The 24,655-nt window shown below is 62.0% G+C and carries 24 protein-coding genes; 16 read left to right on the top strand and 8 right to left on the bottom strand.

From position 1 onward, the window contains the following. The first annotated feature begins 67 nt into the window (after nt 1-67). Nucleotides 68-1,570, top strand: a complete 1,503-nt coding sequence (locus QDT79_RS15375) for a YdgA family protein (protein ID WP_308316680.1) — start codon at nt 68-70, stop codon at nt 1,568-1,570. Between the two features lie 40 nt (nt 1,571-1,610). Here QDT79_RS15375 and QDT79_RS15370 read toward each other — a convergent pair whose 3' ends face one another. Beyond that, nucleotides 1,611-2,777: a serine hydrolase domain-containing protein gene (locus tag QDT79_RS15370; RefSeq protein ID WP_308316679.1), complete on the bottom strand. Its 1,167-nt coding sequence runs from the start codon at nt 2,775-2,777 to the stop codon at nt 1,611-1,613. Between the two features lie 102 nt (nt 2,778-2,879). Here QDT79_RS15370 and QDT79_RS15365 point away from each other — a divergent pair, with 102 nt between their 5' ends. Then, nucleotides 2,880-3,788 carry a LysR family transcriptional regulator gene (locus tag QDT79_RS15365; protein ID WP_130018009.1) on the top strand — a complete coding sequence of 303 codons (909 nt, stop codon included), beginning with the start codon at nt 2,880-2,882 and terminating at the stop codon, nt 3,786-3,788. A 27-nt stretch (nt 3,789-3,815) separates the two neighbouring features. On the opposite strand, the gene blaSRT is transcribed toward QDT79_RS15365, so the two are convergent. Continuing rightward, a complete protein-coding gene (blaSRT, locus tag QDT79_RS15360) occupies nt 3,816-4,952 on the bottom strand; it encodes an SRT/SST family class C beta-lactamase (protein WP_308316678.1) in 1,137 nt (378 codons plus the stop codon). Between the two features lie 206 nt (nt 4,953-5,158). On the opposite strand from blaSRT, the gene QDT79_RS15355 reads away from it, so the two are divergent. Beyond that, nucleotides 5,159-6,040, top strand: coding sequence for a LysR family transcriptional regulator (locus QDT79_RS15355; protein WP_063989749.1), 882 nt, complete (start codon nt 5,159-5,161; stop codon nt 6,038-6,040). On the opposite strand, the gene QDT79_RS15350 is transcribed toward QDT79_RS15355, so the two are convergent. After that, nucleotides 6,037-7,068 carry a Mal regulon transcriptional regulator MalI gene (locus tag QDT79_RS15350; protein WP_308316677.1) on the bottom strand — a complete coding sequence of 344 codons (1,032 nt, stop codon included), beginning with the start codon at nt 7,066-7,068 and terminating at the stop codon, nt 6,037-6,039. The genes QDT79_RS15355 and QDT79_RS15350 overlap by 4 nt on opposite strands. A 223-nt stretch (nt 7,069-7,291) precedes the next feature. On the opposite strand from QDT79_RS15350, the gene malX reads away from it, so the two are divergent. After that, nucleotides 7,292-8,911 carry a maltose/glucose-specific PTS transporter subunit IIBC gene (gene malX, locus QDT79_RS15345; RefSeq protein WP_308316676.1) on the top strand — a complete coding sequence of 540 codons (1,620 nt, stop codon included), beginning with the start codon at nt 7,292-7,294 and terminating at the stop codon, nt 8,909-8,911. Next, a complete protein-coding gene (locus QDT79_RS15340) occupies nt 8,904-10,085 on the top strand; it encodes a MalY/PatB family protein (protein ID WP_107226848.1) in 1,182 nt (393 codons plus the stop codon). Before malX ends, QDT79_RS15340 begins: the two co-directional genes overlap by 8 nt. A 32-nt stretch (nt 10,086-10,117) precedes the next feature. On the opposite strand, the gene QDT79_RS15335 is transcribed toward QDT79_RS15340, so the two are convergent. Together QDT79_RS15335 and QDT79_RS15330 are read right to left on the bottom strand one after the other, a co-directional pair. Next, nucleotides 10,118-10,486, bottom strand: a complete 369-nt coding sequence (locus tag QDT79_RS15335; RefSeq protein WP_063989745.1) for a hypothetical protein — start codon at nt 10,484-10,486, stop codon at nt 10,118-10,120. Beyond that, complete coding sequence (locus QDT79_RS15330) at nt 10,483-11,079, bottom strand: NUDIX hydrolase (RefSeq protein WP_063989744.1); 597 nt, start codon at nt 11,077-11,079, stop codon at nt 10,483-10,485. The genes QDT79_RS15335 and QDT79_RS15330 overlap by 4 nt, the downstream gene beginning before the upstream one ends. 97 nt (nt 11,080-11,176) lie before the next feature. On the opposite strand from QDT79_RS15330, the gene QDT79_RS15325 reads away from it, so the two are divergent. The 3 genes from QDT79_RS15325 (at nt 11,177) to QDT79_RS15315 (ending at nt 13,724) form a co-directional block, all read left to right on the top strand. Further along, nucleotides 11,177-11,932, top strand: coding sequence for a DeoR/GlpR family DNA-binding transcription regulator (locus QDT79_RS15325; RefSeq protein ID WP_308316675.1), 756 nt, complete (start codon nt 11,177-11,179; stop codon nt 11,930-11,932). Nucleotides 11,933-12,068: 136 nt separating this feature from the next. Next, on the top strand, nt 12,069-13,067 hold the full coding sequence (gene add / locus QDT79_RS15320; RefSeq protein WP_063989742.1) for an adenosine deaminase: 999 nt from the start codon (nt 12,069-12,071) through the stop codon (nt 13,065-13,067). A gap of 111 nt (nt 13,068-13,178) precedes the next feature. Next, the gene (locus QDT79_RS15315) at nt 13,179-13,724 is read left to right on the top strand and encodes an AAA family ATPase (RefSeq protein ID WP_308316674.1); all 546 of its coding nucleotides are present in this window, start codon (nt 13,179-13,181) and stop codon (nt 13,722-13,724) included. 4 nt (nt 13,725-13,728) lie between these two features. On the opposite strand, the gene QDT79_RS15310 is transcribed toward QDT79_RS15315, so the two are convergent. Beyond that, nucleotides 13,729-14,733 carry a bile acid:sodium symporter family protein gene (locus QDT79_RS15310; RefSeq protein ID WP_130018004.1) on the bottom strand — a complete coding sequence of 335 codons (1,005 nt, stop codon included), beginning with the start codon at nt 14,731-14,733 and terminating at the stop codon, nt 13,729-13,731. Between the two features lie 72 nt (nt 14,734-14,805). Then, on the bottom strand, nt 14,806-15,846 hold the full coding sequence (locus QDT79_RS15305) for an oxidoreductase (RefSeq protein ID WP_063989739.1): 1,041 nt from the start codon (nt 15,844-15,846) through the stop codon (nt 14,806-14,808). Between the two features lie 232 nt (nt 15,847-16,078). Here QDT79_RS15305 and QDT79_RS15300 point away from each other — a divergent pair, with 232 nt between their 5' ends. The 4 genes from QDT79_RS15300 to rsxC all read left to right on the top strand — a co-directional run bounded on the left by QDT79_RS15300 (nt 16,079) and on the right by rsxC (nt 20,116). Beyond that, nucleotides 16,079-16,519 carry a DUF2569 domain-containing protein gene (locus tag QDT79_RS15300; protein WP_038873882.1) on the top strand — a complete coding sequence of 147 codons (441 nt, stop codon included), beginning with the start codon at nt 16,079-16,081 and terminating at the stop codon, nt 16,517-16,519. Nucleotides 16,520-16,654: 135 nt separating this feature from the next. Then, nucleotides 16,655-17,236: an electron transport complex subunit RsxA gene (rsxA, locus tag QDT79_RS15295; protein ID WP_004938443.1), complete on the top strand. Its 582-nt coding sequence runs from the start codon at nt 16,655-16,657 to the stop codon at nt 17,234-17,236. Continuing rightward, nucleotides 17,236-17,808, top strand: coding sequence for an electron transport complex subunit RsxB (rsxB, locus tag QDT79_RS15290; protein ID WP_004938428.1), 573 nt, complete (start codon nt 17,236-17,238; stop codon nt 17,806-17,808). Before rsxA ends, rsxB begins: the two co-directional genes overlap by 1 nt. Continuing rightward, on the top strand, nt 17,801-20,116 hold the full coding sequence (rsxC, locus tag QDT79_RS15285) for an electron transport complex subunit RsxC (protein WP_308316673.1): 2,316 nt from the start codon (nt 17,801-17,803) through the stop codon (nt 20,114-20,116). The genes rsxB and rsxC overlap by 8 nt, the downstream gene beginning before the upstream one ends. 33 nt (nt 20,117-20,149) lie before the next feature. On the opposite strand, the gene QDT79_RS15280 is transcribed toward rsxC, so the two are convergent. Next, nucleotides 20,150-21,043, bottom strand: a complete 894-nt coding sequence (locus tag QDT79_RS15280) for a helix-turn-helix domain-containing protein (protein ID WP_107226855.1) — start codon at nt 21,041-21,043, stop codon at nt 20,150-20,152. Nucleotides 21,044-21,408: 365 nt separating this feature from the next. Here QDT79_RS15280 and rsxD point away from each other — a divergent pair, with 365 nt between their 5' ends. From rsxD to nth, 4 genes are read left to right on the top strand one after another with little or no spacing between them, the layout of a single operon-like run. Further along, entirely contained in the window at nt 21,409-22,494 is a 1,086-nt protein-coding gene (gene rsxD / locus QDT79_RS15275; RefSeq protein ID WP_308316672.1) for an electron transport complex subunit RsxD, read from the top strand. Between the two features lie 9 nt (nt 22,495-22,503). Then, complete coding sequence (gene rsxG / locus QDT79_RS15270; RefSeq protein ID WP_063989735.1) at nt 22,504-23,133, top strand: electron transport complex subunit RsxG; 630 nt, start codon at nt 22,504-22,506, stop codon at nt 23,131-23,133. Further along, complete coding sequence (locus QDT79_RS15265) at nt 23,130-23,828, top strand: electron transport complex subunit E (protein WP_038873082.1); 699 nt, start codon at nt 23,130-23,132, stop codon at nt 23,826-23,828. The genes rsxG and QDT79_RS15265 overlap by 4 nt, the downstream gene beginning before the upstream one ends. Next, nucleotides 23,828-24,469: an endonuclease III gene (nth, locus tag QDT79_RS15260; RefSeq protein WP_063989734.1), complete on the top strand. Its 642-nt coding sequence runs from the start codon at nt 23,828-23,830 to the stop codon at nt 24,467-24,469. The genes QDT79_RS15265 and nth overlap by 1 nt, the downstream gene beginning before the upstream one ends. Nucleotides 24,470-24,655: the final 186 nt, after the last annotated feature.

The following is a 24,655-nucleotide window of genomic DNA, read 5'->3' as shown; positions in this document are numbered from 1 at the left end:
TTTGTCGGCCCCTATTTGCCCCTCCCGCGCAACGGAGGGTGATAAGAAAAAAGGATGAAACAGAGCTATGAAAAAATCGTTAGTCGCTGTCAGCGTCATTGTGGTTCTTGGCGCAGCATGGACCGGGGCATCCTGGTACACCGGGAAACTGATCGAGCAGCACATGGGCGAAGTCGTCGACAACGCCAACGGCCAGCTGAAAGCCTACCTGCCGAAAGCCGGCGTCAAGCTGAGCTATGAAAATTACCAGCGCGGCCTGTTCAGCAGTAAAGTGCGTTATGTGCTGCGTTCCGACGGCACGGATACCAGTGAAAACGCGGCGCTGAAAGCCGGTGAAGAAGTGGCGTTCCTGGAAACCATCGATCACGGCCCGTTCCCCTTCGCCCAGCTGAAAAAATTCAATCTGCTGCCGAGCATGGCGTCGGTGCATACCGAGCTGGAAAATACCCCGGCGGTGAAGGGCCTGTTTGACACCACCAAAGGCAAATCGCTGTTTACCGCCGATTCGCGCATCTCTTACAACGGGGACACTTCGTCCGCCATCGACATCATCCCGCTGGACTACCAAAAAGATAAGTCTTCGCTGAAATTCAGCGGCGCCACCATTAACGCCGACGTGTCCAGCGATCTGAAAAAATTCGTGCTGGACGCCAATAGCGACAATATCGTGTTCGCCAGCCCGAACGAATTCGGTCAAAACGAGCAGATCACCTTCCAGGGCTTCAACCTGAAAGGCAACAGCAACGAGAGCAAGTTCGGCGTGAAGCTCGGCGATCAGACGATGACGCTGAAGCAGTTCAAACTGACAATCGACGGTAAAGATACCGTGGCGTTGGACGGTTTCAACCTGGTGAGCAAGTTCGGCGAGCAAGGCAGCAGCAACATCGGCGGCCAGATCGACTACACCATGGACGCGCTCAAGGTGCAGGGCAACGACTTCGGCGCCGGCAAGCTGGCGCTGAAAATCGACAACGTCGACGGCAAAGCGCTGAAAGACTTCGCCGACAGCTACAACCGCCAGACCATGGCGCTGCTGCAACAGGGCGAGAACCTGGATCCGGCCGTGTATGAGCAGCAAAACGCCGAACTGCTGCAAAAGAACCTGCCGCTGCTGCTGAAAGGCAACCCGAGCCTCAGCATCGCACCGCTGAGCTGGAAAAACAGCAAGGGCGAGAGCACCTTCACGCTGGATCTGGCGCTGACCGATCCGAGCAAGGCCGCTTCCCCGGCACAATCGCCGGATCAGCTGATCGCGCAGGCGGTTAAAAAGCTGGATATCAATCTGACCATTCCGGAAGCGATGGCCACCGAAGTGACCGCGAAAACCGCGCTGTTGCAGGGTTACAATGAGGAAGACGCGCAGAAACTGGCGCAGCAGCAAGTACAGGGCCTGGCGGCCATGGGCCAGATGTTCAAGCTGACCACCCAGAAAGACGGCGTGATCGCGAGCACGTTCCACTATGCCGACAACCAGGTTGATCTCAACGGCAACAAAATGTCGCTGCAGGAGTTCATCGGTCAGTTCGCCATGCTGGGCGCCCCGGCGGAAGACGCTGAACCGGCGCAGTAATCGCCTGAAAGTCTGATCAAGGGCCCCTGCGGGGCCCTTTTTATTTACCCATTTCCGCGGCGTAAACCGCATCGCGGATCTGCTGCGGATAGCGGCCGCACATGCCCTCAAACGCGGTGTTGGTCAGTATCACTACGCTCAGCTGCGCCTGTGGATCAAAGAACCAGCTGTGGCCGTAAACCCCACCCCAGGTCAGCGTGCCGGCCTGCTGCGGCGTCTGCGCCGCTTCTGCGTCCACCAGCAGCGCCCCGCCAAAACCGAATCCCCAGCCCGGCCCTTGCGTTTGCGCCTGCGCGCCCACGTGCGGGCTGCGCAGCAACGCCACCGTGTCCGGCTGCAAAATGCCCTGCCCGCCGCTGCGTAATGCCTCCACCAGCTTCAGCACGTCGTCGGCATCGCCGACCATGCCCGCGCCGCCAGAAGGATAGGCCCCGGCGTTGAGCGCCCGCATCGGTGAAAACAGCACTTCGCCCCCCGCCATCTCCTCCGGTAGCGCCACCCGCAGGCCTTCATGCATGCGCTGCGGCCCCTGCGGGGTGTTGTAATACGGCGTCGCCAGGTTCGCGGCGTCCGTCGCATGGAACGCGGTATTGCCGAGCCCCAGCGGCTGCGCCACCCATTCGACAAACAGCTGCGGCAGCGGCATGCCCGTCACCCGTTCCAGCACCGCGCCAAGCACGTCGATCGCCAGCGAATAGTTGAAGCGTTCCCCCGGTGCCGACAGCAACGGCGCCTGCGCCAACAGCCGCAGGTTTTGCTCCAGCGTCAGCGTCGACAGCTCCACGCCGTCCTGGATCCCCAGCTGATGATAAACGCCTGCCGGCGGTTGGTTCAGCCGATAGTCCAGCCCCGCGGTATGGCTCAGCAAATGACAAATCTTGATCGCCGGATGCCGGCCGTCGGCGAGCGCCGGGGTAAACCACGGCAGCCAGTCGCTGACCGCGTCGTCCAGGCTCAGCTTGCCCTGTTCTATCAGGCGCAGCGCCGCCAGCGTGGTATAGGGTTTGGAGACCGACGACAGCCGGAACTGCGTTTCTCGCCGCATCGGCCGCCGCGCTTCGCGATCGGCATAGCCGGCCGCCCCGGCGTAGCAAATCTCGCCCTGCCGCGCCACCAGCACTACGCTGCCCACGATGCGCCCTTCGGCCATCGCCTGTTGATCGATCGCCGCGATCCGTTCTGTTAACGCCCGTTGTTCTGCCGACATGATTTTTATCTCTCTGATGGAAAGTAAAATCAGTCTAAAACGTTCGTCATAAATTAAAATAAGGCATAATTTAATGAATCATTAAGCACAGGTTATAGATAGATGAGTTCACTCCTGCAGCTGTTGCCCTATTTCGAAGCCGTCGCACGCCTGGGCAACTTTACCCGCGCGGCCAGCCAACTGGGCGTCACGCCGCCGGCGGTGTCGCAAAACATTCAGGCGCTGGAGAATCAGCTGGGAGTGCGGTTATTTCACCGCACCAGCCGCTCGGTGCGCCTCAGCGACGAAGGCCGGTTGTTCTATCAGAAGGTATCGCCGGCGATGAGCCAGATCGACGTGGCGGCGGACGACGTGCGCACCCTGGGCGCACAGCCGGCAGGCCTGCTGCGCATCACGCTGCCGCAGTTGGCCGCTTCGCTGCTGGTAATGCCGCACCTGGCGGCGTTTCAGCGGCGCTATCCCGAGGTGCAGCTGGAACTGTTTACCGAAGACCGCTTTTCCGATCTGGTGCTGGGCAGTTTTGATGCCGGCATTCGCATGCACGCCATGCTGCAAAAAGACATGATCGCCGTGCCGATCGACAACGGCCAGCGCCGGGTGCTGGTCGCCTCACCCGACTATCTGGCGCGCTGCGGCGTACCGGCCACGCCGGACGATCTGCCTGCTCACCACTGCCTGCGCTACCGTTTCCCCGGCAGCGGCAAACTTGAACCCTGGTATTTTAGCCTGGGCGACGATGAACGCGCGCTGGATGTTAGCGGCAGTTTGATTTTTAACGAAGATCGGCTGATCAAAGATGCGGCGTTGGCAGGCCTGGGTATCGCACAGCGTTTTCAGGGCACGGTGTTGCAGGCGCTGGCGCAGGGGCAACTGGTGGAAGTGCTGCCGGGTTACGCCAGCGAAGCGTCGGGGTTTTTCATCTACTTTCCCGCCGGCAGGCATCTGCCGCTCAAGCTGCGCGCCTTTATCGATTTCATGCGCGAGCAACGTGAACGGCAGCATCGGTGGTAGGGGCACCTCGCCGGGCGCCCCTGACCGTCAGCGCTTCTCCAGCGCCTGGATGATGTGGTAAGCCGCCTCGACGCGATCGTCGTTCGGGAACCACTTGTTGGCCAGCATCACCACGGCGATATTTTTCGCCGGGATAAATACCGCATAGGTGGAGAAACCGCCGGTGGAGCCGGTTTTGTTATACCAACCGGCGCGCAATTCCGGCTGCGGCGGCGTGATGGCGGTGGCCGGCGTGCCGTTCATGATCATCCCGGCATTGTTGCCTTCAATCAAACGCGACAGTTTCACCGGATAGGGGTAGTTCTCCCACATCAGATCCTGCGTGAACGCTCCCGCCTTGTAATAACCGACGTGCGTCGCGGCCAGCGCGTCGCGCCACGGCTGCGCCACCTTCACCTGCTGCAGGTTGGCGTCCAGGTAGCGAATCAGATCGCGGGCGTTGGACTTGATGCCATAAGACTCGGCGTCCAGCGGGCCGGGATTGACCCGCACCGGTTTATCGTCCTTGCTGTAACCCTGCGCATAGTTGGCCATCTGCGCCGCCGGCACCTGAACGTAGGTGTGGCTCATGCCCAACGCCGGCAGCATCCCCTGTTCCATCGCCTGGATAAACGGCTGGTCGAGGCTCTTGGCGGCGATCATGCCCAACATGCCGATGCCGAGGTTGGAATAGACGCGGTAGCTGCCCACCGGGTGTTTCGGCTGCCAGGCCCGGTAGTACGCCATCAGCTGGGCGTTGTCGGTCACGTCGTCCGGCACGAACAGCGGCAGGCCGGAGGTATGCGTCGCCAGATTCAGCAGGCTGACGCCGTCGAAGGCGCTGCCGCGCAGCTCGGGCAGGTAGCGGCTGGCCGGGTCTTTAAACGACAGCTTGCCCTGCTGCTGCGCATAGACCGCCAGCGTCGCGGTGAAGGTTTTGCTCAGCGAGCCCACTTCGAACAGCGTCTGCTCGGTGATCGGTTTGCCGGTCTGCTTCGAGGCGACGCCATACGGGTAAATCTGCTGTTTGCCGTCGACCGACACGGCGATCGCCATGCCCGGCACGCCGTATTTTTTCATCAGCGGCTGAATAACGGCGTCGATATCCTGCTGCTGCGCGGCCTGTGCGGTCGGCAGGATCAGTGCGGCGATCAGCGCGGCCGCCAGGCGGTTCATTTTTGTCATGATAGAAGCTCTTAGGTTGCAGGGCATCGGCCGCGGCCAAAAGTTTTTGTTGGCGTTATACACGGCGCTTTCCCTGATTGATGATGTCATTCCTTTACGGCTGCCACGACTCTCTCAGCAGCCGCGCCAAATATCGGATTTTGCCGCCGGGTTGACAAGCGATAATAATTTCAGCCAGCATAAAGAAAAACTAATGGCTATCGACAATGCGCAATCGACTTCCCCTCAACGCCCTGCGGGCGTTCGAATCCTCCGCCCGCCACCTGAACTTCACCCGCGCCGGTCTGGAGCTGCGCGTCACCCAGGCCGCCGTCAGCCAACAGGTGCGCATGCTGGAAGAACAGCTGGGCATTCAGCTGTTCCGCCGCCTGCCGCGCGGGCTGGATCTAACCGAAGAGGGCCAGGCGCTGCTGCCGGTGTTGAGCGACGCCTTCGACCGCATTGAGGCGGTGCTGCAACAGTTCGAAGGCGGGCATTTCCACGAGGTGCTGACGGTGGCGGTGGTCGGCACCTTCGCCGTCGGCTGGCTGATGCCGCGGCTGGCGGCGTTCCGCACGGCGCACCCGTTTATCGATCTGCGGGTGCTGACCCACAACAACCTGGTTAATCTATCGGCCGACGGCATGGATTTCGCCATCCGCTTCGGCGAGGGGCTCTGGCCCGCCACCTGCAATATCAAGCTGTTCGACGCGCCGCTGACGGTGCTCTGCCCGCCGTCGGTCGCCGCGCGTCTGCGCACGCCGCAGGATCTGCAGCACGAGCAGCTGATGCGCACCTACCGCAAGGATGAATGGGAGCGCTGGTTCACCGCGGCGCAGGTGACGCCGTGGCGGATCAACGGCCCGGTGTTCGACTCGTCGAGGCTGATGGTGGAAGGCGCGATCCAGTGCGACGGCGTAGCGCTGGCGCCGGTCAGCATGTTCCGCCGCGAACTGGCCGCCGGCGCGCTGCAGCGGCCGTTCGCCGCCGAGGCCGCGCTCGGCGCCTATTGGCTGACCCATTTGAAATCGCGGGATCTGACGCCGGCGATGAAGACCTTTATCGGTTGGATCCGCCGGGAGGCGGAAGAGGAACAGCAGCAGGGTTAGGCGGAGCCGCGCCGGATCAGCGTCGGGGGCAGAATGACGTTCTGCGCCGGCAGGTCAGCGTCACCGATGCGCTGCAGCAGGCGCGCGGCGGCGCTGCGCCCCACTTCCCGCGCCGAACTGGAGACGAAGGTCAGCGGTGGCTCGGTCAGTTCGGCCTCCGGCACGTCGCCGAAGCCGATCAGCGCCACCTGCCGCCCGTAGTAGGCGTCTACCCCGTCCGAACCGATGCTGCGGCCGCTGCGCGCCAGGCCAAAATAGGCGCCGAGCGCCACCGACGCCTTGTGGCAGACGATGGAGGTAATGTTCGGGTAATGGCGCAGCAGTTGCTCCGCCGCTTCCGCCGCCTCGCGCTGCCGGCAATCGCACTCGACGATCCATTCGCTGCGAAACGGCAGGCCGTACTGCACCAGCGTGGCGCAAAAGCCGCCCAGCCGCTCGGCGCGCGTCAATGAATCGCTCTGGCCGCCGAGGTAGGCGATTTGGCTGTGGCCCCGCTTGATCAAAAATTCGGTGGCCAGCTTGGCGGCCTGCATGTTGTCCGGCCGTACCACGTCCACGCCATCGAGACCGCTGGAGCGCGCCACGCAGACCAGCGGTACGCCCTGCTCGGCCGCCTTCTCCTTCAGGCCCACCGCCGCGCGAATGCCGCCCGCCAGCACGATGCCGTCGACGCCCTGCGCCAGCAGCGCGTCAAACGCCCGCTGCAAGCCCTGGCCATCGCGCCCGCTCTGCGTCAAAAACAGCAGCTTGTCGTGCGCCTCCAGCGCTTCGCTCAGCCCGGCGGTCATTTCGGCATAGAAGGGTTCGCAGATGTCGCGCAGAATAAGGCCAATCACCCCGGACTCCCCGCCGCGCAGCGTCGCCGCCTGGCGATTACGCACGTAACCCAGCTGCTCTATCGCCTGATTGACCTTCTCGACGGTGGTCGGCGAAATGCGCCCCTTGCCGCTCAACACCAGGGAAACCGTGGTGACCGACACGCCAGCCTGCTGCGCCACATCGGTGATGGTGATTTTTTTGATGCTCATAGTCTCTGCGAACCCGTTCCTGGGCAACCCGCGCCGTAATGATCAAGGGTATACCGAATCCGTTAGCTCAGTAAAACGTTTTACTGCCTGCCGCATTGTCGCCAAAAACCGGGCGGCTGATTTGTGATTGGCGGCGCATTTTTGCTAGGTAAAACGTTTTATCTTCTTTTTACCTAATCAGAAGTCCCCTTTTTGCTCGTCTTTTCGCCAGGAGAAGTCGGTTATGTCAGCAGCCAACAAACCAAAAATCACCCTCTGGGAGTTCTTCCAGAGCCTGGGCAAAACGTTCATGTTGCCCGTCGCCTTGCTCTCTTTCTGCGGCATCATGCTGGGGATCGGCAGCTCGCTGAGCAGCCGCGACGTGATCACCCTGATGCCGTTTATCGGCCATCCGATCTTCCAGCTGATTTTTACCTGGATGAGCAAGGTAGGCTCCTTCGCCTTTAGCTTCCTGCCGGTGATGTTTGCCATCGCCATTCCGCTGGGCATGGCGCGCGAAAACAAGGGCGTTGCCGCCTTCTCCGGCTTCGTCGGCTTTGCCGTGCTGAATCTGGGCACCAATTTCTACCTGACCGCCTCCGGCGTGCTGCCCACCAGCGATCCGCTGGTGCTGAAAGCCAACAACATCCAGAACATTCTCGGTATTCAGTCGATCGATACCGGCATCCTCGGCGCAGTGATCGTCGGCATCATCGTCTATCGCCTGCATGAACGCTTCCACACCATCCGCCTGCCGGACGCGCTGGCGTTCTTCGGCGGCACGCGCTTCGTACCGATCGTCACCACCGTGGTGCTGGGCCTGTGCGGTCTGGTGATCCCGCTGATCTGGCCGTGGTTCGCCGCCGGCATCACCGGCTTGGGCTGGGTGATCAACAGCGCCGGCGCCTTTGGCCCGATGCTGTTCGGCACCGGCGAACGCTTGCTGCTGCCGTTTGGCCTGCAGCACATTCTGGTGGCGCTGATCCGCTTTACCGAGGCGGGCGGCACCATGGAAGTGTGCGGCCACAGCGTCAGCGGCGCCCTGACCATCTTCCAGGCGCAGCTCTCCTGCCCGACCACCACCGGCTTCGCCGAAAGCGCCACTCGCTTCCTGTCGCAGGGTAAAATGCCGGCGTTTCTCGGCGGGCTGCCGGGCGCGGCGCTGGCGATGTACCACTGCGCCAAACCGGAGAACCGCCATAAAATCAAAGGACTGTTGATTTCCGGCGTGGTGGCCTGCGTGGTCGGCGGCACCACCGAGCCGATCGAGTTCCTGTTCCTGTTCGTCGCGCCGTTCCTCTACCTGATCCACGCGCTGCTCACCGGGTTGGGCTTTACCGTGATGGCGCTGCTGGGCGTGACCATCGGCAACACCGACGGCAACATCATCGACTTCGTGGTGTTCGGCATTCTGCACGGCACCGCCACCAAGTGGTATCTGGTGCCGGTGGTGGCCGCCGTCTGGTTTGTCGGCTATTACGCCATTTTCCGCTTCGCCATCCAGCGCTTTAACATCAAAACGCCGGGCCGCGAAAGCGACAGCGCCGTCAGCCAGAGCGCGCCGGCCGGCGCGGTGGGCAAATCCGGCTACAATGTGCCGGCGATTCTGGCGGCGCTCGGCGGCCCGGACAACATTATCACGCTGGACAACTGCATCACCCGCCTGCGCCTGTCGGTCAACGACATGAGCCGGGTGGACGACGCGGTGCTGAAGGCCAATCGCGCCATCGGCGTAGTGCATCTCAACGACCATAATTTGCAGGTGGTGATCGGCCCGCAGGTGCAATCGGTGAAGGATGAATTAGACTCACTGATAGCCACGGCGCAACCTGCCGCGGCGCTGCAGGGAGCCACCCATGTTTGATTTCTCCACCCCGATCGACCGCCACGGCACCTGGTGCACCCAGTGGGACTATATCGCCGATCGCTTCGGCAGCGCCGATCTGCTGCCGTTCACCATCTCCGATATGGATTTCGCCACTGCGCCGTGCATTCTCGAGGCGTTGCAGCGGCGCCTGCAGCACGGCGTGCTGGGCTACAGCCGCTGGCAGCATGAGGATTTTCTCGGCGCGCTGCGCCACTGGTATCAGCAACGTTTCAACACCGCTATCGACACCGCAACGGCGGTGTACGGCCCTTCCGTTATCTACATGGCGGCGCAGCTGATCCGCCAATGGTCCGTACCGGGCGACTATGTGGTGACCCATACCCCGGCCTACGACGCCTTCTACAAGGTGATCCTCGCCAACCAACGCCAGCTGTTGGCCTGCCCGCTGCACAAAGCCGGCGACGACTGGCGCTGCGACATGGCGCACCTTGAGGCGTTGCTGGCGCGGCCGCAAACCAAGATCCTGCTGCTGTGCAGCCCGCATAACCCCACCGGCAAAGTGTGGCGCCGCGACGAGCTGCAGCAGATGGCCGAACTGTGCGAGCGCCACGACGTGCGCGTCATCAGCGATGAGATCCACATGGACATGGTCTGGGGGGAACGCCGCCATACGCCATGGAGCCAGGTGGCGACCGGCGCCTGGGCCCTGTTGACCTCCGGCTCCAAGAGTTTCAACATTCCGGCGCTGACCGGTGCCTACGGCTTCATCAGCGACGATGCCAGCCGCGAAGCTTACTTCCAGCAGCTCAAAGCCCGCGACGGCCTCTCCTCGCCGGCGGTGCTGGCGGTGGCCGCGCACGTGGCCGCCTATCGCCACGGCGAACCCTGGTTGGATTCCCTGCGCGACTACCTGCAGGATAATCTGACCTACGTCGCCGAGCGGTTGGAACAAGCGTTTCCGGCGCTGGGCTGGCGCCCGCCGCAGGCCACTTACCTGGCCTGGATCGATCTGCGGCCGCTGGCCGTAGACGATCGGGCGCTGCAGCAGGTGCTGATCGAGCGCGAAAAGGTGGCGATCATGCCGGGCTTTACCTACGGCGAGGAAGGCCGCGGGTTCCTGCGCCTCAACGTCGGTTGCCCACGCAGCAAGCTGGAGGCCGGCATGGACAAACTGATCGCCGGATTGCGGTTGGTGCTGGGCGACCAATAGCGCGAGGGGGCGAGCCTCTGCCCGCCCCGCGATTACCCCTGAACAGGCGGGATCGCCTCCAGGCAGCGATAGACCGTCAGGCCCCATTCGTTGGCCAGCCGCACGTCGTTATCGGCCCCCGCAGACGCCCCTTCGATGCGATACACTGCCTGACACTGCGCAATCAACCGGTGGGCCACCGGGTAGAGAAACGCCTCGCTCACCGCATCGCCAACCTGAGTGGAACCCGCCGCCGCCGCCAAAGGCAGCGCCAGCCACTCGCCGATCACCGGCACGTGCCCCCGTTGGTAAACCGCCAGCGCCGCCCGTTCCAGGCGCGCCAGATTGGCGGCGATACGCTGCGGATCGCCATCGGTGCCGCTGCGATAGGGGCCGGCGATCAGGATTTGTTGGGCTTTCATCGTTCTTCCTCCAAGATCCGGTTCAAGGCGACAAACTGCAGCAGCATGATGGTCTTGGCGTCAACGATCGTGCCCTGGCGAACCGCCTGCAGGGCTTGCGCCAGCGGCAGCTCGAGCACCTCCAGATCTTCCCCCTCCGCCGCCACTCCGCCGCCCTCGTTGATGCGGTCGCCCGCCTGATATTCACCGACGAAAAAGTGCAGCTTCTCGGTGACCGAGCCGGGACTCATATAGGCTTCGAACACCTTCTCCACGTTCTGCACGAAATAGCCGGTTTCCTCTTCCGCTTCGGCGCGGATGCGCGCCTCCGGCGACGCGTTGTCCAGCAAGCCGGCGGCGGCCTCAATCAACATGCCGTCATGGCCGTTGACGAACACCGGAAAGCGGAACTGGCGCGTCAGGACCACCGTTTGCGCCTGCCGGTTGAACAGCAAAATTACCGCGCCGTCGCCACGATCGTAAGTCTCACGGCTCTGTCGCTGCCAAACGCCGTCGCGCCGCAAAAAGTCAAAGGTGGTTTTTTTCAGCAGGTACCAGTCATCGGACAACACCCGGGTTTCGACAATGCGAATCCTGTCTTTGGTGGCTATCATCGGTTTACTCCGCCTTAGGAAGGAAATTGATACTATCGTGCAATTTCGTGTATGATCAAGATATTTCGTGCAAAGCAAATTTGAGAGGAAAATGGCCATGTTGACCAGCCAGCGCAAGAAAATCATCCTGGAAAAACTGGCCCAGGACGGCCAGGTGTTGGCCAAGCAGCTCAGCGAAATGTTTGGGTTGTCGGAAGATACTGTCCGGCGCGATCTGCGCGAACTGGACGCCGAGGGGTTGCTGCAACGGGTACATGGCGGCGCCCTGCCGGTTTCCTCTGCCATTGCCAGCTTCGCCGAGCGCAATCAGTTGGAATCCGGCGCCAAACGCGCGATCGCCAAAGCCGCAGCGTCGATGATCGCCCCCGGCCAGGTAGCGATCATCGACGGTGGCACCACCTCTGCAGAACTGGTCAGGCAGCTGCCGCCCAATCTGAATGCCACTATCGTCACCCACAGCCCCAGCGTCGCCGTGGGCCTGGTCGATCACCCCACGGTCGAGGTGATCCTGATCGGCGGCCGACTGTACAAGCATTCGATCGTCAGCGTTGGTGCCGCCGCGGTGGAAGCAATGTCGCATATTCGCGCCGATATCTATTTTATGGGCGTGACCGGGGTACACCCCACTGCGGGGCTGAGCACCGGCGATCTGGAAGAGGCCTACATCAAGCGGGCGCTGGCGGCCCGCGCGGCGGAAACCGTGGTGTTGGCTTCAGCCGCCAAGCTTAACGCCGCCTCGCAGTATGCGATCGGTGACATTACGCTGGCGCATACCATCATCGTTGAACGCGCCACCGACGATGCGCTGCTTGCGCCGTTTCAGCAGGCGGGCGTCAGCGTGTTGAAAGCCTGATTCACGACGATAATGCGATACACCTCGCATTATTTGTGATTTAAGTCACCTTTTTGTGCAACGAGATGGCAAGTTTCATTCATTTGTTTTTATACTGTTCTGCACTTTACCTACGATAAATTAGCGAGTGCCCAGCATGATCGATCCCCGCCTACCGCTTACCGACATTCACCGCCATCTCGACGGCAATATCCGCGCGCAGACCATTCTCGACCTCGGTCGTCAGTTCAACCTCGCCCTGCCGGCCAACGATTTGGAGAGCCTGCGCCCGCACGTGCAGATCACCCACGCCGAACCGGATCTGGTCAGCTTCCTGCAGAAACTGGACTGGGGCGTAGCGGTGCTGGGCGATTTGGACGCCTGCCGCCGGGTGGCTTACGAAAACGTCGAAGACGCCGCCAACGCCGGTCTGCACTACGCCGAACTGCGTTTTTCCCCTTACTACATGGCGATGAAGCATCAGCTGCCGGTCGCCGGCGTGGTGGAAGCGGTGATCGACGGGATCCGTTCGGGCTGCCGCGATCGCAACATCGACATTCGCCTGATCGGCATCATGAGCCGCACCTTTGGCGAGGCCGCCTGCCTGCAAGAATTGGAAGGGTTGCTGGCGCACCGCGACGGCATTACCGCGCTGGATTTGGCGGGCGATGAGCTGGGCTTCCCCGGCAGCCTGTTCCTCAACCACTTCAACCGCGCACGCGATGCCGGTCTGCGCATCACCGTGCACGCGGGCGAAGCCGCCGGCCCGGAAAGCATCTGGCAGGCGATCCGCGAGCTGGGCGCCGAGCGTATCGGCCACGGAGTGAAAGCGGTCGAAGATCCGGCGCTGATGGACTTCCTGGCGGAACACGGCATCGGCATCGAGTCCTGCCTGACCTCCAACATCCAGACTAGCACCGTGCCGTCACTGGCGCAGCATCCGCTGGCCACCTTCCTGCGCCACGGCGTGCTGGCATCGATCAACACCGACGATCCGGCGGTTCAGGGCATCGAGATCGAGCACGAATATCGCGTCGCCGCGCCGCAGGCCGGGCTGACGCCGGAGGAAATCCGCACCGCGCAGGAAAACGGCCTGAAGCTGGCTTTCCTCAGCGAACAGGAAAAACAGGCGCTGCGCACCAAAGTTCAGGGCTAAGTCTCCCCAAGGCGCCAAACGGCGCCTTCTTCTCATCCCCCCGTTTTCTTCCGCCTGCTCGTCTTTATCGCTGTTTTCACCCATAGCTCTGCTGCAAGAGAGGAATTCCGTATGTCTGACAAACTACGCCGCATCGTGCTGACCGGCGGCCCGGGTTCGGGCAAAAGCACGCTCATTGACGTTCTTCATCGCCGTGGTTACCCGCATTCGCAGGAGGCGGGCCGGGCGATTATTCAGGACCAGATGAGTATTGGGGGCAACGCGCTGCCGTGGGGCGATCGCCAGGCTTTCGCCGAGCGGATGCTCGATTGGGAACTGCGTTCATGGCGTGAGGCGATGGGCGAAACATGTTGGTTCTTCGATCGCGGCTTGCCGGATATCGCCGGTTACCTGACGCTGTGCGGGTTGCCGATCCCCGCCCCCTTAGCGGCGGCGATCGACGCTTTTCGCTATGCCGATACCGTGTTCATCGCCCCACCCTGGCAAGCGATCTACGCGCAGGACAGCGAGAGAAAACAGTCTTTCGCCGAAGCCGAGCAGACCTACCAAGCGATGCTGGCCGTCTACCGACGATCGGGCTATCGGCTGCAGGAACTGCCGCGCGCCTCACCCGACGAGCGCGCCAACTTTCTGCTCGACGCACTGAGCTGCGGTTAGCGGCCTATTTAGCCACCAGCGCCTCCGCCTCGGCCCGCTGTTTGGCGGTTTTACGCGCATAGCGCTGCGCCAGCACCGCGCATACCATCAGCTGCACCTGGTGGAAAATCATCAGCGGCAGCACCATGGCGCCCACCGCCGCGGCCGGGAACAGCACGTTGGCCATCGGGATGCCGTTCGCCAGACTCTTTTTCGAGCCGCAGAAAACGATGGTGATCTCATCGGCGGTGTTGAAGCCCAGCCAGCGCGCCGCGTAGGTGTTGATCACCAGCACCACCGTCAGCAGCACCAGCGACATCACCAGGATGGTCAGCAGCGACCAGCCGTCGATGCGATGCCAAATGCCTTCCACCACCGCCGCGCTGAACGCGGTATACACCACCAGCAAGATCGACGAACGGTCGGTCAGGTTGATCAGTTTGCGATGGCGGTCGATCCACTTGCCGATCAATGGCCGCGCCAGGTGACCGACCACAAATGGCACCATCAATTGCAGAATGATCGAACCGATGGCGTGCAGCACGTCGGTATTGCCGCCCTGGGTATGCATCAACGCGCCCACCAGCAGCGGCGACAGGAACACGCCAAGAATGCTCGACGCCGAGGCGCTGCAGATCGCCGCCGCCACGTTGCCGCCCGCCGCCGAGGTAAAGGCGATGGCCGATTGCACCGTGGCCGGCAGCGCGCACAGATAGAGGAAACCGAGATAGACCGTCGGCGTCATGATGCCCGGCACCAGCAGGTTCATCGCCAGGCCGAGCAGCGGGAACAGCGCAAAGGTGCTGAGGAACACCAGCAGATGCAGCTTCCAGTGGCTCATGCCGGCGACGATCGCCTCGCGCGACAGCTTGGCGCCGTGCATAAAGAACAGCAGCGCGATGGCGGCGGTGGTCAGGTGCTCAAAGAAGGTTTTCCAGATGCCTTCGCAGGGGAACAGCGAGGCGACGATCACCACCAAAATCAGGACCAGCAAAAATTTATCAATGCGCAAACGCTGCAACCAGGACATGAAACGGATTTCCTTGCACGTAAAGTCGTAAAAAGGCCCGACGTGGCGCCGGGCATAGAAAAATGAACGGGATCAGACCACCGGCAGCGCCTGCTGCAGCCGGGCCGATTCCAGCCCCAGTTCGATCAATGCCATTACCGCGATGGCGTCGGCGGCCGGCACAGGGTTTTCGCCTAAGCCGGCGATGGCGTCGCGCACCGCGGCGTAATAAGCCGGGTAATTGCCGGGAATATTGAGCAGCGGTTGCTCCGCCAGCAGATCGCCACGTGACAGCGTCACCACGCCGTCGCGCATGTCATAACCCCAGTCGGCCTGAGGCAGACGCTCACCGGCCTTCAGCCGGTCTTCCTGCGGGTCCAGGCCGTATTTAATATAGCTGCCGCGGGTGCCGTGCACCACGTAGCGCGGGCTCTCTGCCGCTACCAGCATGCTGGCGTGCAGTACCACGCGGCGATCGCCATAGCTCAGCAGCGCGTGGACATAATCCACCGCTTGCGCCCCCGGCCGCAGTTCCCCCAGATCGACGAACAGGCGGTCGGGCTTGCCGAAGAGTTGCAGCGCCTGATCGAGCAAATGCGGCCCCAAATCGAACCAGATACCGCTGCCGACGCCGCCTTGTTCGCGCCAGCGCTGGCGCACCTGCGGCCGGTAGCGATCGAAATGCGACTCGAAATAGACCACCTCGCCCAGCGCGCCCTCATTCAGCAGCGCTTTCAGGGTAAGGAAGTCACTGTCCCAGCGGCGGTTGTGGAATACCGACAGCAGCAAACCGCTCTGCTGCGCCTGCTGTTGCAGCGCCTGCGCTTGTGACAATGTCACGGTAAACGGTTTATCCACCACCACGTGTTTGCCCGCAGCCAGCGCCTGCTGCGCCAGCGGGAAATGGGTATCGTTGGGGGTAGGAATCACGATCAGATCGAGGGTCGGATCGGCGAACAGCGCCTGCGCATCGCCCACCACCGCCATCGACGGCCAGTCGGCGTGCACTTTGCCGGCATCGCTGCTGGCGACGGCGGCCAACTCCAGCCCCGGCGTACCGGCGATCAGCGGCGCATGAAAGGTTTTGCCGGCGTAGCCGTAACCGACCAGCCCGACACGAATTTTCTCAGCCATGGGATTTCCTCTTGCAGGCTCACGACAGACCCTTTCGATTTGACACCATGCGGCCGGATGGAACAAGAAGTAAATGAGATGTTAACTTGAAGCGGGCTCGATACGGCGTCGAGTGACTAAACGTGCTGCCACGCGCCGCGATGCCGAGCTATCCGGTTGATAGAGATGACGAAGCCGGTATTACCCGCTAAGCTATGCCGCCTGTGATCCCCGTTTCAATCAGGAAGCCTTTATGTCTCAAGCTGAATACTCTCGTATCGGCGGTTGGTTGCTGGCCCCGCTGGCCTATCTGATCGTCACCTTGCTCAGCGCCAGTTTGATGCTGCTCCTGTACGCCATGGCGATCTTTATGCCCGAGTCGCGCGACTACCTGCTGACCAACGCCCAGGCGTTTACCCTGCAATGGTATTTTTCGGTGCTGACCACGCTCTTGATGTGGTGCTTTACCCTGTGGCTGGTGCTTTTGTTTTGCCGGCGGTCGCTGCGCTTCCCCAAGCTGTTCTTGCTGTGGCTGTTGATCACGGTGATCCTGGCGGTGAAAGCCTTTGCCTTCGCGCCGGTGCCGGATGAAGTGGCGGTGCGCAGCCTTGGCTGGCCGCTGCTGATGGCGGCGCTGCTGGTGCCTTACATCAAGCGCTCGCAGCGGGTCAAAGGCACCTTTACCGAACGTTAAAAGCGATTGCAGCACGTTTTATCGGGTGATTTGTGTAAATTTTCGCCAAAAAAGGCAATACCCCTGCGATTCATATGTTGTCGTCCGGCCGCCGATTCCCGATAATAGGCGGCTTTTATTTTTTTAGGCATCGCAATGACCGAATACCTGCTCCTGTTTGTCGGCACCGTACTGGTGAACAACTTCGTTCTGGTGAAGTTTCTTGGCCTGTGCCCGTTCCTCGGCGTTTCCAAGAAGCTGGAAAGCGCCATCGGCATGGGAATGGCCACTACCTTCGTCATGACGCTGGCCTCCGTCAGCGCCTGGGTGATCAACACCTTTATTCTGGTTCCGTTGGATCTGGTGTATCTGCGCACGCTCTCCTTCATTCTGGTGATCGCCGTCGTCGTGCAGTTCACCGAGATGGTGGTGCGCAAAACCAGCCCGGCGCTCTACCGCCTGCTGGGGATCTTCCTGCCGCTGATCACCACCAACTGCGCGGTGCTTGGCGTGGCGTTGCTTAACGTCAACCTCGGCTACAACTTCCTGCAGTCCGCCGTTTACGGCTTCAGCGCCGCCGCCGGTTTCTCGCTGGTCATGGTGCTGTTCGCCGCCATTCGCGAACGTCTGGCGGTCGCCGACGTGCCGGCGCCGTTCCGCGGCTCCTCGATCGCGCTGATCACCGCCGGGCTGATGTCGCTGGCCTTTATGGGCTTTACCGGGCTGGTGAAATTCTAATGACTGCGTTGTGGATAGCTATCGCGGCTTTAAGCGCGCTCGGACTGCTGTTCGGACTGGTGCTGGGCTACGCCGCGCGCCGTTTTGAGGTGGAAGAGGATCCGGTTGCCGAGCAGGTCGATGCGATCCTGCCGCAGAGCCAGTGCGGCCAGTGCGGCTACCCCGGTTGCCGCCCCTACGCCGAGGCGGTGGCCAACGGCGAGATGATCAACAAATGCGCGCCGGGCGGCGAACAGGTGATGCTGAAGCTGGCGGAGCTGCTCAACGTCGAGCCGCAGCCGCTGGGCAGCGAAGCCGCCGCCGAGCCGGAGCGTAAAGTGGCCTATATCGACGAGGCCAACTGCATCGGCTGCACCAAGTGCATTCAGGCCTGCCCGGTGGACGCCATCGTCGGCGCCACCCGCGCCATGCACACCGTCATTACCGATCTCTGTACCGGCTGCGATCTGTGCGTCGCCCCTTGCCCTACCGACTGTATTGAAATGAGACCGGTCGCCACCACCACTGCCAACTGGAAGTGGGACATGAAGACGATCCCGGTGCAAGTGATCCACGTGGAGCAACATGCTTAATCTGTTCGCCGCCTTTAAAAAAGACCGGATCTGGGATTTCGACGGCGGGATCCATCCACCGGAAATGAAAACGCAGTCCAGCGGTGCGCCGCTGCGTGTCGCTCCCCTGCCCAAGACCTTTATCATTCCGCTGCAGCAGCATCTGGGGCCGGAAGGCGAGCTGTGCGTCAACGCCGGCGATCGGGTGTTGAAAGGCCAGCCGCTGACCGTCGGCCGTGGCCGCACCGTGCCGGTACACGCCCCGACCTCGGGCACCGTCAGCGCCATCACGCCGCACATCACCGCTCACCCTTCCGGGCTGACGGAACTGTGCGTGATTATCGAGGCGGACGGGGAAGACCGCGGGTGCGAGCGCGACCCGGTGGCGGACTACCGTCAAGCGCCCGCCGCGGAGCTGGTTCAACGTATTCATCAGGCCGGCATCGCCGGTCTGGGCGGCGCCGGTTTCCCGACCGCCAGCAAGCTGCAGGGCGGCATGAGCGGCGTGGAAACGCTGATCCTCAACGCCGCCGAGTGCGAGCCTTACATCACCGCCGACGATCGCCTGATGCAGGAACATGCCGACCAGATCATTGAAGGCACGCAGATCCTGCAACACATTCTGCAGCCCAAGGTCACGCTGATCGGCATCGAAGACAACAAACCGGAAGCGATCGCGGCGCTGAAACAGGCGCTGCGCGGCCAGTCCGGCATTGGGCTGCGCGTTATCCCCACCAAATACCCGTCCGGCGGCGCCAAGCAGCTGACCAAGATCCTCACCGGCAAGGAAGTGCCGCACGGCAAGCACTCCTCTGCTATCGGCGTATTGATGCAAAACGTCGGCACCGCCTTCGCCATCAAACGAGCGATCGTCGACGGCGAACCGCTGATTGAGCGCGTGGTGACCCTGACCGGCGAGGCGCTCGAGCGCCCGGGCAACCTGTGGGCGCGCATCGGCACGCCGGTGCAGCACCTGCTAGACTTCGCCGGTTTCCGCCCGCAGGCGCAGCAGATGGTGGTCATGGGCGGCCCGCTGATGGGCTTCACCCTGCCCGCGCTGAATGTGCCGATCGTCAAGATCAGCAACTGCATTCTGGCGCCGACGGTCGATGAAATGTCGCCGCAGGAACCGGAGCAGTCCTGCATCCGCTGCGGCCTGTGCGTAGACGCTTGCCCTGCCGGGCTGCTGCCGCAGCAGCTGTACTGGTTCAGCCGCGGACAAGAGCACGACAAGGCGCGCAACCATAACCTGTTTGACTGCATCGAATGCGGCGCCTGCGCGTTCGTTTGCCCCAGCAACATCCCGCTGGTGCAGTACTACCGTCAGGAAAAGGCCGAGATAAAGGCTATCGATCTGGAGGCGGCGCGTACCGCCGAGGCCAAGGCGCGTTACGAAGCCAAGCTGGCGCGCCTGGAGCGCGAGAAGCTGGCGCGCGAAGAGCGGCATAAAAAGGCCGCCGTCAAACTGACCGACGACGATCAGGGCGCGGTGCAGGCCGCGCTGGCGCGCGTGCGCAGCAAAAATGCCGAAGCGGCGGTCACGCCGGTCAACGGCCAGCAGCCGGATAACAGCGAGATGATCGCCGCCCGCGAAGCGCGTAAAGCGCAGGCGCGCGAACGCCGAGCCCAGTTGGCGGCCGAGGCGGAAACAGAGGCATCATCGGCAACTTCTGGCGACGACGCGCGCAAAGCCGCCGTGGCCGCGGCGCTGGCCCGCGTAAAAGCGCGCAAGGAAGCGCCGGCCGCAGACAGCACGGCTCCGGCAGCAGCAGAGAACGATCCACGCAAGGCCGCGGTCGCTGCCGCCCTGGCGCGTGTAAAGGCCAAGAAAGCGGCGCAGCAGGCGGACGCCCCTGCACCGGTGGAAACGGCACCGGCAACCGCCGAGGAAGATCCGCGCAAGGCCGCGGTCGCTGCCGCTCTGGCGCGTGCCAAAGCCAAGAAAGCGGCGCAGCAGGCGGATGCCCCTGCACCGGCGGAAACGGCGCCGGCAACCGCCGAGGAAGACCCGCGCAAGGCGGCGGTGGCAGCGGCTATCGCCCGCGCCAAAGCCAAGAAAGCGGCGCAGCAGGCGGATGCCCCTGCACCGGCGGAGCCGGCGCCGGCAACCGCCGAGGAAGACCCGCGCAAGGCGGCGGTGGCAGCGGCTATCGCCCGCGCCAAAGCCAAAAAAGCGGCGCAGCAGGCGGATGCCCCTGCACCGGCGGAAACGGCGCCGGCAACCGCCGAGGAAGACCCGCGCAAGGCGGCGGTGGCAGCGGCTATCGCCCGCGCCAAAGCCAAAAAAGCCGCCAGGGAATCGCTGGCGGCGGAAACGGAAGACAAATGATGACAGCGGCGCCTGGCTGTCGCCAGGCGCCGTTTAATCGATAGAAATCAGGTAGGTGTAATCCACTTCAATCTGGCGCAGTTTGGATTCCGGATTCCACTCTTTGGTTTGAATGATCTCCATTTCCATACTGCCGCGCACCTCATCCTTCAGCCCTGGCATCACATGTGACATCAGGTAGCCGAAAAACTGCAAACACTCTTTCGCCGAACCCTTGTGGTTGATAGAGATAAACTCGCGGCTCGGCAGATGGAAGGTGTCTATCTGATGGTTGGAAAGAATATCTTTTTTGTGTTCAGGATCGACCGCCATCACCAGCGTGGATGAGAGCTCGTCGCCCTCCCCGACATGGGGAGAGTAGATGCTGTAAATGCGCCGACAGTCGACGTGCAGCCCCTTGAAGAAGTCGTTGAAAATCTCGTCCTTCATCGCCATGCAGGAAGAGTACTCCAGCTCCTGCTCGGAGGCGAAATCCAGCCGGCGCGTGAAGCCGACCAACTGCATCTCGGGCAGCGTCAGCCGCTTCACTTCCGGGTAATAACCGGCGCCATAGCTGGCTTCAAAGTTAAAGCGCGGCATCAGGTTTTTCACGTCCCAGTGCTCCATCGAGCGGTAGCGATTGGGCGTGGTGCCGAAACGCTGCTTGAACATGCGGGTAAAGGTCTGCTGAGAGTCGAAGCCCAGCTCATCGGAAATGTCGATGATCGAGCGACGAGTAATGCGCAGCGCCACCGCGGCGCGCGTCAGGATACGCGAACGGATATAGGTGGCGAGTTGAATGCCGGTAATACGCTTGAATTTACGCTGCAGATGCCACTTGGAATAGCCCGAAATACGCGCGACTTCATCCAGGTTTGGCCGTTTCTCCAGATGTATCTCCACCCACTCAATTAGCTCTTCAATAAAAAAAATGTCTTCATTTGTCATTATTATGGATTCACTGACTCAATAATGTTCGCGATAGTAACCTACACGGATTATGTGAAAGTTGTTATTTTGTGCGGAAATCTGGAGAAAAATGATATCTCATTCAGACGCTTACCCCATTTCCTGCGGTCGATGGCGGCACAAGTTCCACTGACAATTCCTCACGTTAGCCCATTTCCCGGCCAAAAAAAAATCAAATCGCGCTGCCCCGATCGCCGGATGTGCGGAAAGCCGAATACCCCTATCATTAAGGCGTATTACCCTCGCATCGAATCAGGTAGAATGCTCGGCTATCATTTTTGCCGCGCCTTTAGAACGGCGCATCGAAACTGCCGCAGGCGCGGCGCAGAAGGTATCGTTACTTTATGAAGTTCAGGCCGGTATCACCCACAGCCGCCAAAGGCTTACACATCGCCAGCTCGCCTTTCACCCACAACCAGCAAAGCACCAGCCGCATCATGCTGTGGGTCATGTTGGCGTGCATTCCCGGCATCGCGGCGCAGATTTGGTTCTTCGGCTACGGCGTATTGATTCAGGTGGCGCTGGCGGCGATCGTCGCGCTGGCGGCGGAAGGCGCGGTCCTCAAGCTGCGCAAGCTGCCGGTGCGCAGCCGGCTGGCGGATAACTCCGCCCTGCTGACCGCGCTGCTGCTCGGCATCAGCCTGCCGCCGCTGGCACCCTGGTGGATGATCGTCATCGGCACCTTCTTCGCCATCGTCATCGCCAAGCAGCTGTACGGCGGCCTCGGGCAGAACCCGTTCAACCCGGCGATGGTCGGTTACGTGGTGCTGCTGATCTCCTTCCCGGTACAGATGACCAGCTGGCTGCCGCCGGATGAGCTGCGCGCCACCGCGCTGCCTCTCCACGACACGCTGCTGGCCATTTTCAGCGGCCATACCTCGCAAGGCGCGACGCTGCACGAACTGCAGATGGGCGTGGACGGCATCAGCCAGGCCACGCCGCTCGACGGTTTCAAAACCGGCCTGCGCAGCGGCCATAGCGTAGAACAGGTGCTGCAGCAGCTGCTGTTCGGTGGCGCCCTGGCCGGCATCGGCTGGCAGTGGGTCAACCTCGGCTTCCTGGCCGGCGGCCTGTTTATGCTGGCGCGCCGCCTGATCCATTGGCAGATCCCTTTCAGCATGTTGGCCGCCATCGCCTTCTGTTCCGGCCTGGCCTGGTGGCTCGATCCGGCGCATCAGGCGTCGCCGCTGATCCACCTGTTCTCCGGCGCCAGCATGCTGGGCGCGTTTTTTATCGCTACCGATCCGGTCAGCGCGTCCACTACGCCGAAAGGCCGTTTGATCTACGGCGCGCTGATCGGCGTGCTGGTGTGGCTGATCCGCGTCTATGGCGGTTACCCTGACGGCGTGGCCTTCGCCGTGCTGCTCGCCAACATTACCGTCCCGTTAATCGACCACTACACGCAGCCGCGCGTGTACGGCCATCGCTAAGGAGCCGCCATGCTGAATTCCATGAGAAAGCACGGCACCACGCTGGCGGTGTTCGCGGCGGTCACCACCGGTCTGACTGCCGTCGTCTATACCCTGACGAAAAGCACCATCGCCCATCAGGCGGCGCTGCAGCAAAAAGCGCTGCTCGATCAGGTGGTGCCGCCGGAAAACTACGACAACATCATGCAGAACGAATGCTTCCTGGTCAGCGATCCGGCGCTGGGAGACGATGCGCCGCACCGCTTGTACCTGGCGCGCAAAAACGGGCAACCGACCGCCGCCGCGCTGGAAACCACCGCGCCGGACGGCTACTCCGGCGCCATCAAGCTGCTGGTCGGCGCCGATTTCAACGGCACGGTGCTCGGCACCCGGGTGATTGAACACCACGAAACCCCGGGGCTGGGGGACAAAATCGAACTGCGCATTTCCGACTGGATTTCCTTCTTCAGCGGCAAGAAAATCGAAGGCCCGGACGATAAGCGCTGGGCGGTGAAGAAAGACGGCGGCATGTTCGACCAGTTCACCGGTGCCACCATCACCCCGCGGGCGGTGGTCAATGCGGTGCGCCGCACGGCGTTGTATATGGAAACGCTGCCGCCTAAACTTGAAAGCTTACCTGCGTGTGGAGCCAGCGAATGAGTGAAGCCAAAGAATTGATCGTCCAGGGGCTGTGGAAAAACAACTCCGCCCTGGTGCAGCTGTTGGGCATGTGTCCGCTGCTGGCGGTGACCTCCACCGTCACCAACGCACTCGGCTTGGGGCTGGCCACCACCCTGGTGCTGACGCTGACCAACGCCTCCATCTCCGCGGTGCGCCGCTGGGTGCCGAGCGAGGTGCGCATTCCTATCTACGTGATGATCATCGCCGCGGTGGTGAGCATCGTGCAGATGCTGATCAACGCCTATGCCTTCGGCCTGTATCAGTCGCTCGGCATCTTTATTCCGTTGATCGTGACCAACTGCATCGTGGTGGGCCGCGCCGAAGCGGTGGCCGCCAAGAAGCCGGTCGGCCTCTCGGCGCTGGACGGCATGGCCATCGGCCTCGGCGCTACCGGCGTGATGGTGACGCTGGGCTCGATGCGCGAACTGTTGGGCAACGGCACGCTGTTCGACGGCGCCGATCAGCTGCTGGGCGGCTGGGCCAAGTCGCTGCGCATCGAAGTGGTGCATTTCGACAGCCCGTTCCTGCTGGCAATGCTGCCGCCGGGCGCCTTTATCGGCCTGGGGCTGCTGCTGGCGGTCAAATATCTGATCGACGAAAAAATGAAGGCGCGCAAAGCCCGCGCCGTGGCGGTGGAACCGCTGCTGGAACAAGGACGTGCTGAGAAGGCCTGATGAACAAGCAGAAGCGACTGGAAATTCTGACCCGGCTGCGCGACAACAACCCGCACCCGACCACCGAGCTGGTGTACACCACGCCGTTTGAGCTACTGATTGCGGTGCTGCTGTCTGCACAGGCCACCGACGTGAGCGTCAACAAGGCGACCGCCAAGCTTTATCCGGTCGCCAACACCCCCGCCGCCATGCTGGCGCTGGGGGTTGATGGCGTCAAGGAGTACATCAAGACCATCGGCCTGTTCAACAGCAAGGCCGAAAACGTGATCAAAACCTGCCGCATGCTGCTGGAGCTGCACGGTGGCGACGTGCCGGAAGACCGTGCCGCGCTGGAAGCGCTGCCGGGCGTCGGCCGCAAGACCGCCAACGTGGTGCTCAACACCGCCTTCGGCTGGGCGACCATCGCCGTCGACACCCACATCTTTCGGGTGTGCAACCGCACCCACTTCGCGCCGGGCAAGAACGTCGATCAGGTGGAAGAGAAGCTGTTGAAGGTGGTCCCCGCCGAATTCAAGGTCGATTGCCACCACTGGCTGATCCTGCACGGGCGCTACACCTGCATCGCGCGCAAACCGCGCTGTGGCTCCTGCATTATCGAAGACCTGTGCGAGTATAAAGAAAAGGTTTATCCGGAATCCTGAGTTTGTGGGGTTCGGCAAACCGTACCCCAACGCGCCCTTTCCCCCGCCAACGCCTCTTTTTTATCGGAAATGTGATATCGCGCAGCAGTAACCCCGGCGTTATCGCGGTTTTCAGTGAAAAACGCAGCGCCGTGTTATTTTCAAGCGAAAAATTAGTCGAAAATTGCGGTGAACGTCACGCTTTCG

Source organism: Serratia marcescens (genome assembly GCF_029846115.1).
In the GTDB taxonomy this organism is placed as follows: domain Bacteria; phylum Pseudomonadota; class Gammaproteobacteria; order Enterobacterales; family Enterobacteriaceae; genus Serratia; species Serratia marcescens_L.
This window is presented reverse-complemented; position numbering and strand designations above follow the sequence as displayed.